General features: G+C 61.3%; 19 protein-coding genes and 1 tRNA gene. 12 read left to right on the top strand and 8 right to left on the bottom strand.

Annotation, left to right across the window (positions count from 1 at the left end; translation table 11 throughout):
* Nucleotides 1-56 precede the first annotated feature (56 nt).
* The 5 genes from BW39_RS01890 to BW39_RS01875 all read left to right on the top strand — a co-directional run bounded on the left by BW39_RS01890 (nt 57) and on the right by BW39_RS01875 (nt 3,540).
* Nucleotides 57-133, top strand: a tRNA-Val gene (locus BW39_RS01890).
* Nucleotides 134-346: 213 nt separating this feature from the next.
* Nucleotides 347-886 (top strand): polyhydroxyalkanoate synthesis repressor PhaR, encoded by a 540-nt coding sequence (gene phaR, locus BW39_RS01885; protein WP_043819348.1) that lies wholly within the window; start codon nt 347-349, stop codon nt 884-886.
* Nucleotides 887-1,260: 374 nt separating this feature from the next.
* Nucleotides 1,261-1,512 carry a hypothetical protein gene (locus BW39_RS32260; protein WP_081816111.1) on the top strand — a complete coding sequence of 84 codons (252 nt, stop codon included), beginning with the start codon at nt 1,261-1,263 and terminating at the stop codon, nt 1,510-1,512.
* A 157-nt stretch (nt 1,513-1,669) separates the two neighbouring features.
* Entirely contained in the window at nt 1,670-2,881 is a 1,212-nt protein-coding gene (locus tag BW39_RS01880) for a DNA cytosine methyltransferase (protein WP_268749018.1), read from the top strand.
* Nucleotides 2,878-3,540 carry an Eco29kI family restriction endonuclease gene (locus BW39_RS01875; RefSeq protein WP_043819346.1) on the top strand — a complete coding sequence of 221 codons (663 nt, stop codon included), beginning with the start codon at nt 2,878-2,880 and terminating at the stop codon, nt 3,538-3,540. Before BW39_RS01880 ends, BW39_RS01875 begins: the two co-directional genes overlap by 4 nt.
* Nucleotides 3,541-3,589: 49 nt before the next feature.
* On the opposite strand, the gene BW39_RS01870 is transcribed toward BW39_RS01875, so the two are convergent.
* The 7 genes from BW39_RS01870 to BW39_RS31825 form a co-directional block, all read right to left on the bottom strand.
* Entirely contained in the window at nt 3,590-3,862 is a 273-nt protein-coding gene (locus BW39_RS01870) for a hypothetical protein (RefSeq protein WP_043819344.1), read from the bottom strand.
* The gene (locus tag BW39_RS01865; RefSeq protein WP_043819341.1) at nt 3,859-4,389 is read right to left on the bottom strand and encodes a hypothetical protein; all 531 of its coding nucleotides are present in this window, start codon (nt 4,387-4,389) and stop codon (nt 3,859-3,861) included. The genes BW39_RS01870 and BW39_RS01865 overlap by 4 nt, the downstream gene beginning before the upstream one ends.
* Complete coding sequence (locus tag BW39_RS01860) at nt 4,386-6,896, bottom strand: ParB/RepB/Spo0J family partition protein (RefSeq protein WP_043819338.1); 2,511 nt, start codon at nt 6,894-6,896, stop codon at nt 4,386-4,388. The genes BW39_RS01865 and BW39_RS01860 overlap by 4 nt, the downstream gene beginning before the upstream one ends.
* Entirely contained in the window at nt 6,893-7,222 is a 330-nt protein-coding gene (locus tag BW39_RS30805) for a hypothetical protein (RefSeq protein ID WP_046237877.1), read from the bottom strand. Before BW39_RS30805 ends, BW39_RS01860 begins: the two co-directional genes overlap by 4 nt.
* Complete coding sequence (locus BW39_RS01850; protein WP_052155259.1) at nt 7,215-7,553, bottom strand: hypothetical protein; 339 nt, start codon at nt 7,551-7,553, stop codon at nt 7,215-7,217. Before BW39_RS01850 ends, BW39_RS30805 begins: the two co-directional genes overlap by 8 nt.
* Nucleotides 7,554-7,805: 252 nt before the next feature.
* Nucleotides 7,806-7,973, bottom strand: coding sequence for a hypothetical protein (locus tag BW39_RS31465; RefSeq protein ID WP_161786974.1), 168 nt, complete (start codon nt 7,971-7,973; stop codon nt 7,806-7,808).
* A gap of 249 nt (nt 7,974-8,222) precedes the next feature.
* On the bottom strand, nt 8,223-8,912 hold the full coding sequence (locus BW39_RS31825; protein ID WP_235264140.1) for a LexA family protein: 690 nt from the start codon (nt 8,910-8,912) through the stop codon (nt 8,223-8,225).
* A gap of 72 nt (nt 8,913-8,984) precedes the next feature.
* Between BW39_RS31825 and BW39_RS32255 the strand changes: the two genes are divergently transcribed.
* Nucleotides 8,985-9,251, top strand: a complete 267-nt coding sequence (locus BW39_RS32255) for a YdaS family helix-turn-helix protein (RefSeq protein ID WP_081816110.1) — start codon at nt 8,985-8,987, stop codon at nt 9,249-9,251.
* A gap of 203 nt (nt 9,252-9,454) precedes the next feature.
* Here BW39_RS32255 and BW39_RS01840 read toward each other — a convergent pair whose 3' ends face one another.
* Complete coding sequence (locus BW39_RS01840; RefSeq protein WP_043819333.1) at nt 9,455-9,733, bottom strand: hypothetical protein; 279 nt, start codon at nt 9,731-9,733, stop codon at nt 9,455-9,457.
* Between the two features lie 105 nt (nt 9,734-9,838).
* On the opposite strand from BW39_RS01840, the gene BW39_RS01835 reads away from it, so the two are divergent.
* From BW39_RS01835 to BW39_RS32210, 6 genes are all read left to right on the top strand, one after another.
* Entirely contained in the window at nt 9,839-10,363 is a 525-nt protein-coding gene (locus tag BW39_RS01835) for a hypothetical protein (RefSeq protein ID WP_043819330.1), read from the top strand.
* A 14-nt stretch (nt 10,364-10,377) separates the two neighbouring features.
* A complete protein-coding gene (locus BW39_RS29975; protein WP_235264139.1) occupies nt 10,378-10,665 on the top strand; it encodes a hypothetical protein in 288 nt (95 codons plus the stop codon).
* 77 nt (nt 10,666-10,742) lie between these two features.
* Complete coding sequence (locus BW39_RS29710) at nt 10,743-13,199, top strand: VapE domain-containing protein (RefSeq protein ID WP_081816109.1); 2,457 nt, start codon at nt 10,743-10,745, stop codon at nt 13,197-13,199.
* A gap of 387 nt (nt 13,200-13,586) precedes the next feature.
* Nucleotides 13,587-13,898, top strand: a complete 312-nt coding sequence (locus tag BW39_RS30800) for a hypothetical protein (protein ID WP_152547177.1) — start codon at nt 13,587-13,589, stop codon at nt 13,896-13,898.
* Nucleotides 13,885-14,319, top strand: coding sequence for a hypothetical protein (locus BW39_RS01825; RefSeq protein WP_043819329.1), 435 nt, complete (start codon nt 13,885-13,887; stop codon nt 14,317-14,319). The genes BW39_RS30800 and BW39_RS01825 overlap by 14 nt, the downstream gene beginning before the upstream one ends.
* Nucleotides 14,320-14,391: 72 nt before the next feature.
* Nucleotides 14,392-14,814 (top strand): HNH endonuclease, encoded by a 423-nt coding sequence (locus BW39_RS32210; protein ID WP_326923857.1) that lies wholly within the window; start codon nt 14,392-14,394, stop codon nt 14,812-14,814.
* Nucleotides 14,815-14,888 lie beyond the last annotated feature (74 nt).

The raw sequence follows: 14,888 nt of genomic DNA, 5'->3' as shown, positions 1-14,888 counted from the left end.
CAACTTGCCCGGAAGCCCTGTTTTGCACTGCTATACTTGCGGCTTCAACAAACGACAGGCGCGTAGCTCAGCTGGTTAGAGCACCACCTTGACATGGTGGGGGTCGTTGGTTCGAGTCCAATCGCGCCTACCAAACAAAGCAGTCTCACCAGGGGCTGCAGAAAATCCCGCTTCAAGCGGGATTTTTTTTGCCCGGACGGCGGCAAGGCAGCCATTCGCTCTGTCGCATGCGTTGATCACCATCAGGGTTACTGCTGCGCCAGGTGCTGTGTGCGCTGCCTAGAATCTGTTGCAGTGCAATAGATCAATTGCCCGTACAAGCACGTACAAGAGGAGAAGCATTGCAATGCAAGAGACGACAACAGCCGCCGCCCCCAGCGCCCAGCGCGTGATCAAGAAATACCCCAACCGCCGTCTCTACGACACCAACACGTCCTCCTACATCACGCTGACGGAAGTCAAGCAGCTGGTGATGAGCAACGAGCCCGTGGTGGTCAAGGACGCCAAGAGCGGCGAAGACCTCACGCGCAGCATCCTGCTGCAGATCATTCTGGAAGAAGAGGCCGGCGGCGCGCCCATGTTCTCCGAGACCGTGCTGGCCAACATCATCCGTTTCTACGGCCATGCCATGCAGGGCTACATGGGCTCGTATCTGGAAAAGAACGTGCAGATGTTCACCGACTTCCAGAACAAGCTGGCCGAGCAGGCCCAGGGCACCTCGCCCGAGGCCTGGAGCCAGTTCATGCGCATGCAGCCGCCCGCCATGCAGAACATGATGAGCAGCTACATGGAGCAGTCGCAGAACATGTTCACCCAGATGCAGGACCAGATGCAAAAGCAGACCGAGCAGATGCTGGGTGCGCTCGGGATCAAGCGCAATAGCTGAGCTTGCAGGGATAAGTTCAGGGGCGGTTTACCAAGTTCTCGCAGAACTGGGACAATATCGCCCCTATGACCCCCACGAGCGACGCAACAACCATGACAACCCCTGCAGGCGCGGCCGCTCCGCGCGTGGGCTTCGTGTCTCTTGGGTGCCCATAGGATACTCAATATATCCGTCGTATTGGTTGTTTTGGCTGTGGAATCCGTTTCATGGCAGGCCATCGTCAGGGCCTAGGAACAACCGGATGAGTTGTTGCCGCCTCTGCAGCATGGCGACTGCTAGGCGACACAAACGGTGCTGCCCGTGAGACGAACAAGTTGCGGTGCGGATCACGTTGAACCGCCATACAGCGGCCTCTAACTGTTTAAAATCACAGCATGGATACTTTGACACGCCGGCAGCGGTCCGAGCGCTTGGCAAGGGTCCGGGGCTGCGATACCGTGATGCTCAGCCTGAGCTGGCGGTGCGCTGGGGTATCGATTCGCTTGCATGGTCGAAAATTGCCCTGGAGACCTAACCTGGTCTTCGTGGGGAGTCGTAGAGCACTTTTCGTGCGCGGCTGCTTTGGGCTCATGTGTGGCGGTTGTGCACTAGCTCGCATGCCGAAGCTGCCGCTGGAGTTTTGGTAGCCCTAGTTGGAGGGCTGCCGTGCGCTAGAAGCGGTGCAACTGGTGCTATTGCGGGGGCTGGGTTGGGACGTGTTGGTGGTTGGGAGTGCGAGTTGCGCGACCTTGATGCCTTGATGCCGCGCATCGATGCATCTCTGAACGAGAACAAAGGAACGAAATGATGCGAGCAGTCGAGCTATTCGCGGGTGCGGGGGGGCTGGCCATGGGCGTAAGCTTGGCCGGCTTCAAATCGCTGGCCGTGGTGGAGTGGGACAAATGGGCCTGCGACACCGTGCGGGAGAACCAGCGACGTGGCTATCCTCTGGTGGATGGCTGGCCGTTGCATGAAGGCGATGTGCGCGACATGGACTGGTCCGCGATCCCCCAAAATATTGAGCTGTTGGCCGGTGGACCACCTTGTCAACCCTTTTCAATGGGAGGCAAGCACCAGGCGCATGATGACAAGCGCGACATGTTCCCGGCTACTGTCAACGTGGTGCGTAAGCTTCGCCCAAAAACCTTCATCGTGGAAAACGTGAAAGGGCTCACGCGTTCAAGCTTCGCGAACTACTACGAATACATCAAGTTGCAGCTGGAGTTCCCAGAAGCTCCGCGACGAAATCATGAAAGCTGGTTTGACCACCTGATGCGTCTGCAAACGGAAAAGACCTCGGGCCGCATGCACGATCTGACCTACAACGTGACGGCCACGCTTGTGAACGCTGCAGACTACGGTATCCCACAAAAGCGCGAACGTGTGTTCATCGTGGGAACCCGATCCGACCTAGCGATTGACTGGCACTTTCCGGATGCCACTCATAGCGAGGCGGCCCTGCTGCATGCCCAGTGGGTGACTGGTGAGTATTGGGACCGTCACAAGGTAGCCAAGCGTGACCGCCCTCAGCCCCCCACGAAGATGGCCAAGCGCATTCAAGCATTGGCCGCCAAGCCACCAACCACTTTGCCTTGGCGTACTGTGCGCGATGCCATCGCCGATCTGCCTGATCCGCGCACGCGTGCTGCGGCCGGCATACGCGACCATAAGTTTCAAGATGGCGCCAAGGTCTATCCTGGTCACACTGGCAGTCCACTGGATCAACCAGCCAAGACCATCAAGGCAGGCGACCATGGCGTGCCAGGTGGCGAGAACATGATGGTGCTGCCCGATGGCAGCGTACGCTACTTCTCCGCGCGCGAGACGGCTCGCATACAGACCTTTCCGGATGGCTATGTATTCCACGGTTCATGGACGGAAACCATGCGCCAATTGGGCAATGCAGTACCGGTGGCATTGGGGCGCCTCGTGGCCTCGTCCGTCGGTGAGGCACTGATCCGCGCTGAACTCAATCAACTGCGGGCCACTATGGGCAGCGCGAGGGTGGCCGCATGAAGTCAGCCGAGATCATCCCTTTCAATCCACTTGACAAGAAGAACCTAGGCGCCAGCGTGGCCGAGGCACTGGTGAGCCAGCCAGTACATTCCTTGGGTAAACTCGAGACCTTCTTTGGCACCGGTATCTATGCAATCTACTATCACGGTGATTACGTTTCCTATGGGGCCATCTCGAAGCCAAATCAGGCGAACAAAGGAAATCCTGTAATCCCGATCTATGTTGGCAAGGCCGTGCCACAAGGGGCTCGCAAGGGTAAGGTGATGCCAGACCCCACTAAGTCCAAAGCACTGTTTGGGCGTCTGCAAGAGCATGCGGATTCCATTTTGTCCACCGATACACTGGACATTAACGACTTCACCTGCCGATATTTGGTCGTGGATGAGATCTGGATTCCCTTGGGCGAGTCGCTGATGATCACCAAGTTTTCGCCCCTATGGAACCTTTTTCTTGAAGGTTTTGGCAACCATGATCCCGGCAATGGCCGCTACAACGGCCTGAGTCCCAAATGGGATACCCTACATCCAGGCCGGGCTTGGGCATTGAAATGCAAGCAGCGCGAGGAAACTCCGGCGGATATACAACGGGAAGTACAGAGCTACCTTGCCAGCATGACGTTGCCTGATACGCCCCACTTTGTTGGACGGCAAGATATCTAGAAAAAGCCCGTAGAGCAAGTTCTACGCGCTTTTTATGTAAAAGGGAGTGTCATGCTTCCTCGACTGCACCAGCATTGCCAGCTTTGATGGGGTTGCTCAGGATGCGAAGGAAACCTTTGCCCTGCAGAAAGTTGCGGTAAGAGTTTACGGCCACTGCCTGGGCCTCGCGAGCCACATCCTTGCCTGAGGCGATTACTTGGCCATCATCGGTGATGATGGCCAAGCGCCCTGGTTTTCCGTTGATACTGACGCTCAGTCCCTCATGACTCACCGCGCTGATTTGCACGCCCTCAATGGCGCCAGTGGGTTGTTTGCCGATCATGCGGGTGCCTCCTCTCGACTCTTGCGGTACGGCCTGGTCGTGACCAAGTTGCTATCAGCTTTGAGCATCTCACCCCCGCTGCTCTCTGTACGCGCGATTAGCTTGCGCGTGACTTCTTGGATCTCATGGGCCGTGAGTTGCTGCAACTGGAATTCATGCAGGTCAATCGCTGTTGTGAGTGCGTCCAGCTCGTAGAAGTGCACTGCGCTTGGATGCCAAGCGCCGCCGGCTCGGCAGCGTGCAAAGTAGGCTTCGCATGCTGCCTGGGCGCTGTCGAAATGTTCGGCCAGGCCGTGGACGATATCCCCGCGCTCTACCTCTTGGGCCACCTGGATAGTGCTGTGCATGACAGTGGCGTGCACCTCAGTGGCTGTGCCGGCGCGGATCTGGGCGAAGCACTCGCGCACCGGGTCGATGATGGAGGCGATCTCTTTGCTCGTCAGCTTGGTGCCGTGGTGATTGATCACGGCAAATGTGTCGGGTCGGCCTGCCCAACGGCTGCGGAATGGTTTACGGCGTCCGTTCATGCCAGGCTCTCCAGTTCCTTGGTATCGAAAATTGCAGCCTTGGCCACGGTGCCAGGCTTGCCCGAGAACTCCACTTGCCAGCCGTCTGCTGTGCATGCTGTGACGGTGCCTTCCTGCCAGCGGTAAGCGCTCTCCAGATTGAGCACACGCACACGCTTGTGCACGATAGGGTCTGCGGTGTAGGGCTCCAGCTCTTCGGGCTCGAAGCCTGCGCGCTGGCCCACGCCGGCGCCGAATTCCACGATCAGCGACAGATGGCCAGGCCGCACCACGCCCACGCGGCCGCACTCTTTGCGGAACCTCCCCGTTGGGCCTTTGAGGCCGACTTTGATGCGCACCAAGTCACCGGCCGCGAACGTGGGCGCCTGGCTGGTGGCTGCTTGATCTGCTGCCCCGGTGCCGGCGTGCGCACTGTCCTGGCCATCGTCAGCGGTGGCAGTCTGCGCGGGCGCAGACTGCTGCGCGTCAGGGGTCATGGCCTGGTCAACATCAGTGGCCGCAGGGGAGGGCGGCAGGCCCTGCGCAGCGTCAGCTGCGACTGGGCCTGCATCGTCGCCCTGTGCGGCTGCAGCCGCACCTTGAATGGGTGCCTGCGCGTCAGCGACAGGCGCCCCCTCGTTGCCTTGCGCGGCTGCGGCCGCGCCTGATTCTTGGTCTTGGTCTTGGTCTTGGAGCGCGGCCGCGATAGCGGCCGAGGCTTCGGCGGCAGTCGTCTTCGGCTCGGCGCTCGCACGCGCAGCGGGGGATTTTTTGGCTTTGCCCTTCGCGCGACTCTCGCCAGCGCGCGCAGCGGGGATTAGGGGTAGATCCGCCTTTGGGGCGGCAGGTTTGACGGGGGCAATCTTCGGCAGATGCTTGTCGGCAGCAGCCAATTTGACCTCTTCAATCACTGCCTGCAGGCGTTCCTGCAGCACGGCGCCGGCGACCAGCATCAGGCCCTCATTCGGCGTGCCGTTGTAGGGGTTATGCGTGGCGCGGCTGTCTCCCTGCATGATGCACAGGAGCTGCAGGAAGTCGGGGCTGACGGTTTCCTTGGCGTACTCGATCAGCGCGGAATGGGCGCCCACGCGCTCGATGCCGAGCACATCGGCGATGGCCTGTGCGTCATCAGTTCCGAGGCTCTTGACGGACCGCAGGGCGATATAGCGATGCACGTCCATGGTGAAGGCGGGAGGCTGTTCGGCATTGAGGGTGTTCCAAGAGCGATCCAGCAGGGCATCGCGCCATGCCTGTTCAAATTTGGCCTGTGCCTTCGCTTCGGCCTGGGCCTTCTTAGACTCGGAGAACTGCCGCGCTTCCTTGGCCACTTTCTCGGACGCCTTTGCTTGGCCGTCCACGATCTTCAGCAGGCGCAGCACCGTCTCATTCGGCAGGGCGTCAACAAGCTCGCCCTTGCGGCGCGGGCTCTCGATCTTGACCGGCTGGATGCCCTCGGCCTTCATCTGGTCGCCAATGATTTTTCGCAGCGGGTGGTCGCCTGGGCTGTCCTCGATGGCGTCCAGACGGCGATAGCCGAGCAGCTTCTCGTTGTAGCCCTGGGCCTGAAGCTCTGCAGCTTCCTTGCCAACGATGACGGTATGCCCTTTGTCCTTGGCCTCCTGCACGATGCGGGCCGTGTGCGCTTCCGACTTGGCGTCATAGCACGGCTTGTCAGTGCAGATGTCTGCACTGCCCATTTCTTTCTTCAGTTCGGCATCGGCGCCGGTGCGCTTGCTGCAGTCCGCACAACTGCCAGCGGAAGGCACCAGGCTGGCGTCTGTGATCGTGAACTTGGCCCGGTCCAGGCGCACCATGTACTCGTTTTGCACAAGATCCTCGCACGCGCGGTAGCTGGGCTTCTCCCCTTGCCAGTCGGTGCGGGTGATGTCTTTGAGTGCTTTGATTTGAAGTTGTGCACTGGGGATGCGTGCCAGCAACTGCGCGCGGCTGAAGTCAATGTCCCCTTTGCGCAGCACCTCGCGGACCTCTTCGCACAGGTCGAGGATCTTCATGACGTTGAAAACGTAGGTGCGGCTCTTGCCCACGTCCTCTGCGATTTTCTCAGCCGTGGTTTCTCCAAGGTCCAGCAGTTCCCTGTAGCCTTCGGCTTCTTCGAGCTTCGTGATATCGGTACGCTGCAGGTTCTCAATGACGGCCGCGCGCAGGGCGTCAGCGTCCGACATCGGGCGGATCATTGCGGGGATTTCGGCCACGCCTGCGAGCTGGCTGGCGCGCCAACGGCGTTCCCCTGCCACCAGTTCGTACTGCGCGCGCTCGCGCTTCTCGGCCTTCGCAATTTGCTGCTCATCGCCAATGCGCGACTCGGGCAGGGGGCGCAGCAGGATCGGCTGCAGCGCGCCTCCCGTGGCTTTGATTGAGTCGGCCAGCTCCTGTAGCTTCGCTTGGTCGAAGTGCTTGCGCGGGTTGCGCAGGCTTCGTGCAATGCTCATGACGGGCACATGCAGCATCAGGGCGCCTGCGCCAGGGGTGGGCATGGCGGCGGTCTGGGTGTCGTGTGTGCTGGTCATGCTGCAAGTCCTTCCTGCTGGCCCTTGATGCCGCAGGCGCGGCGCGCCGCGTTGCGCACTTCGGCTGTGACGCTGTGGCCGAACTCCTCCGGGTCCAGCAGATCGCGCACCAGGGCAACGCAGGCGGCTGTGTCGGGATCGACGCGCGGGCTGTCATAGATCACGCGTCGGCAGGCCGGTTGCCGCTGGATGTGCTGGATCATTTCCAGTGCTGCGGATTCCTGGGGCGCGAGAGGGGCGCCAACGCGGGGCGTGCGCAGATCCGATTCGACTTGGACAGCGCCAGGGCCGACATGCTTGATTTCGATGACGATTGCTTTAGCCATGAGCGGCCTCCAGAAGTTGCATTTGGGGTTGGATGGGGGCGGGCTCATGCAGGGGCTGGATGTCGCTGCAGTGGCCCAGGGTGTGGCGGATCTGGTGGACGGGCGCGGTGATGGATACACGCATGCCGCGCTTGAATGACTTGGCGCGCTGCTGGGCCTGCGCGCGGGCTGCTGGCGGGTAGACCTGCTCGGCTTTGACAGGCAATTGGCCGGGACCGTCGCTGTCGATCAACAGGCACAGGACGGGCATCGGGGTGCTGTCCACGCCCTGTGGCAGCGTGCGCACCTCGGCGTCTTGCACCAGGGTGCCGGTGATCAAGATCAAAGCCATGGCGCGCTCCCGAACTTGATGGCAACGAGGGCGCCGAACATAGCCAGGACCAGCCAGCGCAGCACGGTGCGGCGGACGCGGCGCGGCAGGTATGGGCCTTCCATCTGGATGGGCGGGCGGCTCATCGTGCTGCCCTTGCGCTGATGGGATGTCCGTGCCCGAAGAGGACCATGGCGCGGGCTATGGCATCCGCTGCGCCCGTGGCGCGGATCGTGTGGCGAGTCCGGCCGCATGTGACGGTGTAGAGGGCCATCACTCACCCCTTGCGGCGTCGGTCAGCTCAACGCCGGCCAGGCCAGGGATGGACATCAGCACGTCGATGACGTGGCTGTCCGGTGGCGGGATATCGAGGGCGATGTATGCCGCACTGGCGGCCTGCAGGATGCCTTGCTGCAGCCGCGCATTGGCGGCGTCGCACATGGCGGCGAGTCGATGGGGCCAGAGCAGGCGCTCAGACTGCTGGATGTGCCGCTGAAGCGGCGTCGTGTCTACGGCTAGAGAGAGGGTGCAGACGTGTGCACTGTCTGCTGTACTGCTGCATTGCATGCCGGGCCTCCTATGCGGTGGAGGGCGCGCGGCGATGCAGGCCACTGCGCCCGCCTGAGCGATAGCTCAGGCAGGCGAATTACAAATCAATTTGTTATTTGTGTCAACAAGGCAATTTGTAGATTAAGGAAGCGTTCCGAAAGATGCATCCACAACTATCCCGCTGAACGTGTCCCCGGGTTTCATTTCCAGGTACTTGTGCGGCCAGTCAGGATTGATGGCTTCCAGGTAGGGTTTGCCATCGATGACCGTGTAGCGCTTGAAGGTTGCTTCGTTGTCGGCTTCCCTTCGCGCGATCACGAACTGACCGGGAGTGGGGTCTTTGTCAGGATTGACGAACAGCAGCATCCCCTCGGGAAATGAGTAGCGCCCTTGACGATTCGTCATGGAATCGCCTCTAACGCGCAACACATAGCCTCGCGGGCCGAGGTTGTGCGGACTCATGTACCAGTGTTCCGCTTGATAAGGGGTGAATGCTTCGCAGTTTCCATTCCACGCGCCAGCCTGCACCCAGGTGATGAGCGGGTAGAGAGCACCATGTCGGACATCGGGACCGGGTTCAATGTTCGAGGGAGCAGATACATCCGTCGGCTCCCCCTGGCCCGTCGCAAGCCATACAGCACTCACTTTCAGTGCTTCTGCGATCTTCACCAAGTGTTTGCTGCCAGTCGCATTGTTCTTAGGGTCCAGCAAATACTGAATTGCCTGCGGCTTCACGCCCACCACACGTGCTAGCTCGCTCTGGCTGGGCGTGTTAGCACGTTCCATGGCTATGCGGATGCGTTCGGCAAGTTGTGGATTCTGTTCGGGCATGGACTGATGCTACAAATTTCTTTGTTTTGTTGGTTGCAAAATTCTTTGTAGTAAGATACAAAGCAGCTTGTTATGAACCAACAAACTGCTTTGAATCCTCACGACGCGCTGCTTGCTGCCATCAAGAAGGCCGGTGGCCAAGCCGCGCTTGCTCGTCTCCTCGGCAAGAAGCAGGGGCATGTGTCGTATTGGCTGGACTCTGGGAACGGAGTCCCAGCTGAGTACTGCCCTCTCATCGAGGAGGGCACTGGGGTTCTCTGTGAACAGTTGAGGCCGTGTGTGCGCTGGGACGTTCTGTTGCGCCGTGGCGCTCATACGGCGGGAGACACCAGTGCATAGCCTTTTCTCCCCCTCCAGCCTCCCGGCAACGCCGCCCGGGATTCGTCTCCTTCCCCAACTTGGTGCTGCATGCGCGGGAAGGCGTGTGCGGTTTGCGTTGCTGGCTGGAGTGGGGCTTTTTTTCTCTCGCAGGAGGTTTGCTATGGACCAAGACACTTCGGCGCGACGGAAGTACTACACGAATTTGTATCGGCAAGGGCTGTCTACAGCCGCCCAGCTGCGCTGTCTCGAAAAATTGCCTGCTGATGAATCTTTGTCAGCAATTCCTGAGTGCTCTCAACAGTCGAGCGATACGCATCAAGCATCGCCTCAGTGCCTGGGGTGTTTAGCAAATGGCCTTCCACCTCGGAGCCGTTCGTCTGGAAATCGCTTCGGATCGATTTCAGTGATTGCGCTGGGAGCGTGCGCAGCACTGCTTCTAGCAGCACGGTGTAGGCGATGAGCTGGCCTTGCAGCCTATCTGGGGAAATCTGTTCATCCATATCCGTACTCCTGTGTGTCTTCGATGGTGTGTGTGGAAGCCTCCATCGTAGCCATGGCAGGGGCGGGCGCCATCCTGAAATTTCCAGCGTTCAAGGGGAGCCCCAATGACTCGCCGCTACTCCAGCGCCGATTGGCGCGACATCTTCTACAACGCTGTACGCGAGGCGCCTGGCGGTGTTACTGCTGCGGCCGCGTTTCTCACGGACCGGCGCGAGAAGGCCATTCACCCGGAAGACCTGCGCCGCCGGCTGCGTGGTGCTGACGGAGAGTCGCTGAGCACAGAAATGCTTGAGTTGCTGAGCGAGTGGCTGATTGACATGGGCAGGCCGGATGCCAGGCGCTGGCTCCAGTCTTTCAACGCGCGGTTCTCGATGGCTGCGGCGTACCTGCCGCCACCGCCAGAAGGTGGCTGGGCCTGCGAGGCCTCGGCCATCAGGCAGAAGGTCATGCAGATCACAGCAAAAAACGGTTTGCTCGCCGGGATCTGCTCCCGCGTGACGGAAGACAACCAGATCGACAGCACTGAGTGCGATGAGCTGGAAGCGGGCTGCATGGAAATTATCGAGCTGGTGTTTCGACTGCGCCGCAATGCGCGCCGTGCTGCTGGCAGGTCGGAGGACTTCACATGAGGCCTGCAGGCGAAGTGAGCACCACGCTGCTGCATGTGGTGGAGAGCCTTTGGACGCCCGAGCGCGGTCCAACGCTCAGCGAGATTTCAGCGGCGGCTGCTGTCGCTGGTGTCGCGGTATCTGCGGCCCGCACCACGGTGGCCAACATGAAGCGCTATGGCCGCCTGGTCATTTGCGGGGAGCGCAAGGTGCCAGGGCGCAACAGGCCAGCAGCCGAGTATGGCCTGCCACAACCAATTTCAAAAACCGCCGCGAACGATGCGGCTTTCGGCCTGGCACAGGCCATTCAACTTTGGGGGTAGTTCTCTGATGGGTTCGTTGCATGTCGTCGGTGTTGGGGACGCCGATGTGATGTTTTCGTGGGTGCGTGGAGGCCGCTATGTCTGACGAAAAGCCAGCATTGCCCGCCGCCCCGGTCCCGGTGTGGGACAGCATTCCCGCTGAGCTTGCGCAGCGTCAGCAATGGGTGCTGTGGAAGTTTGAATGGGATGCCCGTCGCTCGGCGTGGCTCAAGGTGCCGTACTACGTGGGCGGAGGCCGTCGCTCCGGCGATCAGGGCAGCGACAGGGACCGCCAGCGGCTTGCAACACTGCCGGTGGTGCGTTTGGCCTTCGAGCGCAAGCAGGGGCATGCGGATGCGTGGAGTGGGATCGGCTTCGGCTTCCTGCCGGGCGATGGGCTTATTGGCATCGACCTGGACACGCATGTGGACCCTGCCACCGGGGAGATGTCTGAGCGCTGCAAAAAGATCATTGCGGCCTTCCACACGTTCACGGAAATATCACCCAGCGGTACCGGCGTGCATCTGTACCTGCAGGGGCATACCCAGACGGCCAAGAGCAATGACATCGGCGTGGAGATGTTTTGTGAGCGGCAGTATTTCACGGTCACGGGCAGGCATGTGGCGGGCACGCCCGTGGAGGTGTCGCAGGCCGATGAATCGGCGATCCGACGCATGCACGCCACGATTCAAGAGGCGAAGGAAAAGCGGCAGGCGCCTGCATCTCCCCCGCCTTCCCGGCCAGCGCAGCAGGCCGCAGGGGTCGGTGAGGGCCGCAATGATTTTGCTCATGTCAACGAGCAGGCGATGCGTGCCTTGCACGTCTGGGTGCCGGCCCTGTTTGGAGGGCGTGAGCAAAGGAGCCCGAAGGGCTATCGCATCACATCAAAAGCGCTGGGCCGAGACCTTCAAGAAGACATCTCCATCCATGCCGATGGCATGGACGATGGAATCATGGATTGGGGTGTGGCGGATATGGGCGATGCGCGCGGAGGCCGCCGCTCGCCCATTGATCTTGTGATGGAGTGGGGTCCTGGGACGGCCAAGCCGGCCGAGGCCTTGAAGTGGCTCGCTGGCGTGCTGGGCATCGTGCTCCAGCCCCCAAAACCAAATCGCGCGAACGAGCGTGCTCCCGCTGGGGGGGATGCTGTTGCGCCGGGCGCTGCTGAGGCTGCTGCTGGGGACGGCGGCGATGCCGACAAGCCCAAGAAGGGCAAGCGCAAGCCGAGCCATGACGGCGAGTTGACGGCGCTCTATGACAAGTTGGTGTGGGGCAAAAACTCGTACATGGACTGCCGTCCCAACGTGATGTATTGCCTTCAGCTGGACCCAGCCCTGGCGGGCCTGGCCCGATACAACACCTTCACGATGGCCGTAGACCGCAGCCGCGAGGCGCCATGGGGACGGGAGGCGGGCGCCTGGGATGAAGAGGACGACATGATGCTGGGCGAGTATCTGCTGCAGTCGCACTCGCTCAACATCAACTCCAAGGGCACGCTGCGGGACGGTGCTGTCATGGCTGCCCTGCAGGACAAGTACAACCCGATTGAGGATCTGATCCGTTCCGAGACATGGGACGGTGAGCAGCGGCTTGAGCACTGGCTTACCAAGGTGTACGGCATCGAGGAGCGGCCCTATACGCGCCTCATCGGCAAGTGTTTCATGATGGGCCTGGTCAACCGCGCCATCAACCCGGGCTGCAAGTTCGACTACATGCTGATCCTTAAGGGAGATCAGGGCCTCAAAAAGTCATCGGCCTGGCGTGCACTGGCCTACCCGTATTTCACGGACAACGCGATCCGTGTGGGCGACAAGGACAGCCAGCTGGCCCAGCAGATGGCCTGGATCGTGGAGTCGGCCGAGCTGGAGTCTCTGAACAAGGCCGAGTCCACGGCGATCAAGCAATACCTCTCAGCACAAGAGGACTGGTTCCGCCCGCCGTATGGCGCGCAGATGGTCAAGTCCAAGCGCCATTTCGTCAACGTGGGCACCACGAATGCCGACACGTTCCTGCGTGATGCCACGGGTGATCGCCGCTTTTGGCCACTGGAGGTGCACCAGGTCAACGCGGACGCATTGATCGAGATGCGCGGCCAACTGCTGGCCGAGGCGCTGCATCGGCTTACTGCCGGGGAGCGCTATTGGCCGGACAGGGACGAGGAAAAGACCCTGATCTTTCCTGAGCAAGAACCTTTCAAGCGGTCCGATCCCTGGGAAGACCTGTTGGATGCCTATGTCAACGGCAACGATGGCCTGCACGTCAACGATCCCGCGCCGTTGCGGCGCCAGTTCTTCCCGCGCACTGAGCTTTATCAGGTGCTGCAGATAAAGCCCGACAGGGTGGACAACGCGGGCCAGATGGACACGCGGATCAGCAATGCCATGAAGTCGCTGGGCTTCAAGGTGCACAGGGAAAGCACCGGCCTGCGCAAGCGCGGCTTTCTCCGGCAGCCCAAGGATGCAGTCACGCCGGTGCTGGCGGCCGCTCCTGCTGCACAGGAAGCCCCTCAGTGGCCCTATGACGCTCCGGGGGAGGGTGATGACCTCCCGATCTGATTTCAACGCTGTGGAGCACAGCGGGATGCCTTGCGGGCTGGTCACGCCCCGGCTGGGTGGATGCGTCTGCATCCGCGCCGCCGGTCCTGTCGCCACCGCCGTCCTGCCGTCCACCGTTCGTCCGCCCCGGGGTGGACGGCGTAAGTGCTTGATTTTCATGGGTGAATCGGCGATCCGTCCACCCGTCCACCGCCGCGTGCAGACGTGTGCACATGGGCGTGTGTGCGGACAGGCGGGCGCGTGTCTGCGCGCTCGCGTGCGGGCCGTCTTTTATTTTTTTCTGTGGTCGGGATGGACAGATGGACAGATTGAGAATTGGCGCGGGTTTGCGCCGTCCTCCCCTCGTCCACCCGTCGTCCATGCCGTTGATCTGTTGGGGAGTTGGGGATGAACAAACCAGCCAGCTTGAGAGACCGGATGCCTGAGACAGCGGATTGGGTGGACCAGAAGCGTGTCCAGTGGGGCAGGGATTATGTGGACCAGTGCATACGCCGATCCTTGCGCGGCGAGCCGGGGTGGTTCTATGCGATGGAGGGCGGCAAGGTGCTCGGCACGCCCTGGCCCATGGATGTCCTGGCGCCATTGGTCGGCAGCGGCACCCGCACAGTGGCACAGCTGCAGGCTGCTGCGGTGCTCCTGGGCGTTGGCTTCGCTGGGTTCATGCGTGAGCCGGAAGGGAATGCACATGGCGCGCATTGAGCGAATCAGGCAGCGGCTGGAGAACTGGGCACTGTGGAGATCCAGGCTCGACAGCAACAGCCTGGGGTATCACACGGTCAACGTGCTGGCGGTGGATGTCTGGGGACGCAACAGCTACAACGGCAGCCAGATTCCGCACGTCGAGCAGGAAGCAGAGGAGACAGACCAGGCTGTGCAGGCAATGGAGCAGGCGAAGGCTCATCTTTATGACACGGTCTATGCCTACTACCTGCAAGACCTGGGAGTGTCGAGCATCGCCCGCACCTTGGGCAAGGGGCAGAGCACTGTCCATGCTCAGCTTGGCCAGGCAGACCAGTTCATCGACCGATGGCTGCAGGAACAGCAACGCATCAAGGAAGAGCGCGAGGCACTGGCGCGTGGCCGTGAGTACATGCGGCGCGCGGGGAGTTTTACAACATAGAGAGTTGGGCTACATTTGCGGCAAGCTAGTGCTCAGTGACCCCAACCACTGGACACATGCCAGCCCCGCCCGGTGCAGACCCGGCGGGGCTTTTCTTTTGGCTTCACAGGAGACATCGCCGTGCCCTCAGCTGCCCCGCGTCCGTGCTCGCATCCGGGCTGTGGCGTGCTGGTCCGTGATGGCACGGGCCGGTGTCCAAAGCATCCCAAACAGTCCTGGGCAAAGAAGCCCACAGCCGCCAAGCGCGTGACGGGCCGCAAGCTCCAGCAGCTGCGCAAAGAACTGTTCGAGCGTGAGCCGCTGTGCCGGCCCTGTTACCGCAAGGGCATCGTGACCCTTGCGACCCAGCGGGACCATGAGATCCCATTGGAAGAGGGTGGGACCGATACCAAAGACAACGAGCAACCCATTTGCGCCGACTGTCATGAAGAGAAGTCGAAGGCTGAGCGAGCGCGCGGGGTGCGGCGTGCTTGGGCTGGATATCGGGAAGGGTGAGCCCGCCCGAGGGTGGGCCGGCCGGGCCAGGGGTACCCGGTCGTCCGATGGGGGTCCGAGGCAGGGCCGAGGGG

Source organism: Delftia sp. RIT313 (assembly GCF_000632165.1).
GTDB lineage: Bacteria > Pseudomonadota > Gammaproteobacteria > Burkholderiales > Burkholderiaceae_C > Comamonas > Comamonas acidovorans.
The sequence above is the reverse complement of the archived record's forward strand: the minus strand, read 5'-3'. Positions and strand labels throughout refer to the sequence as shown.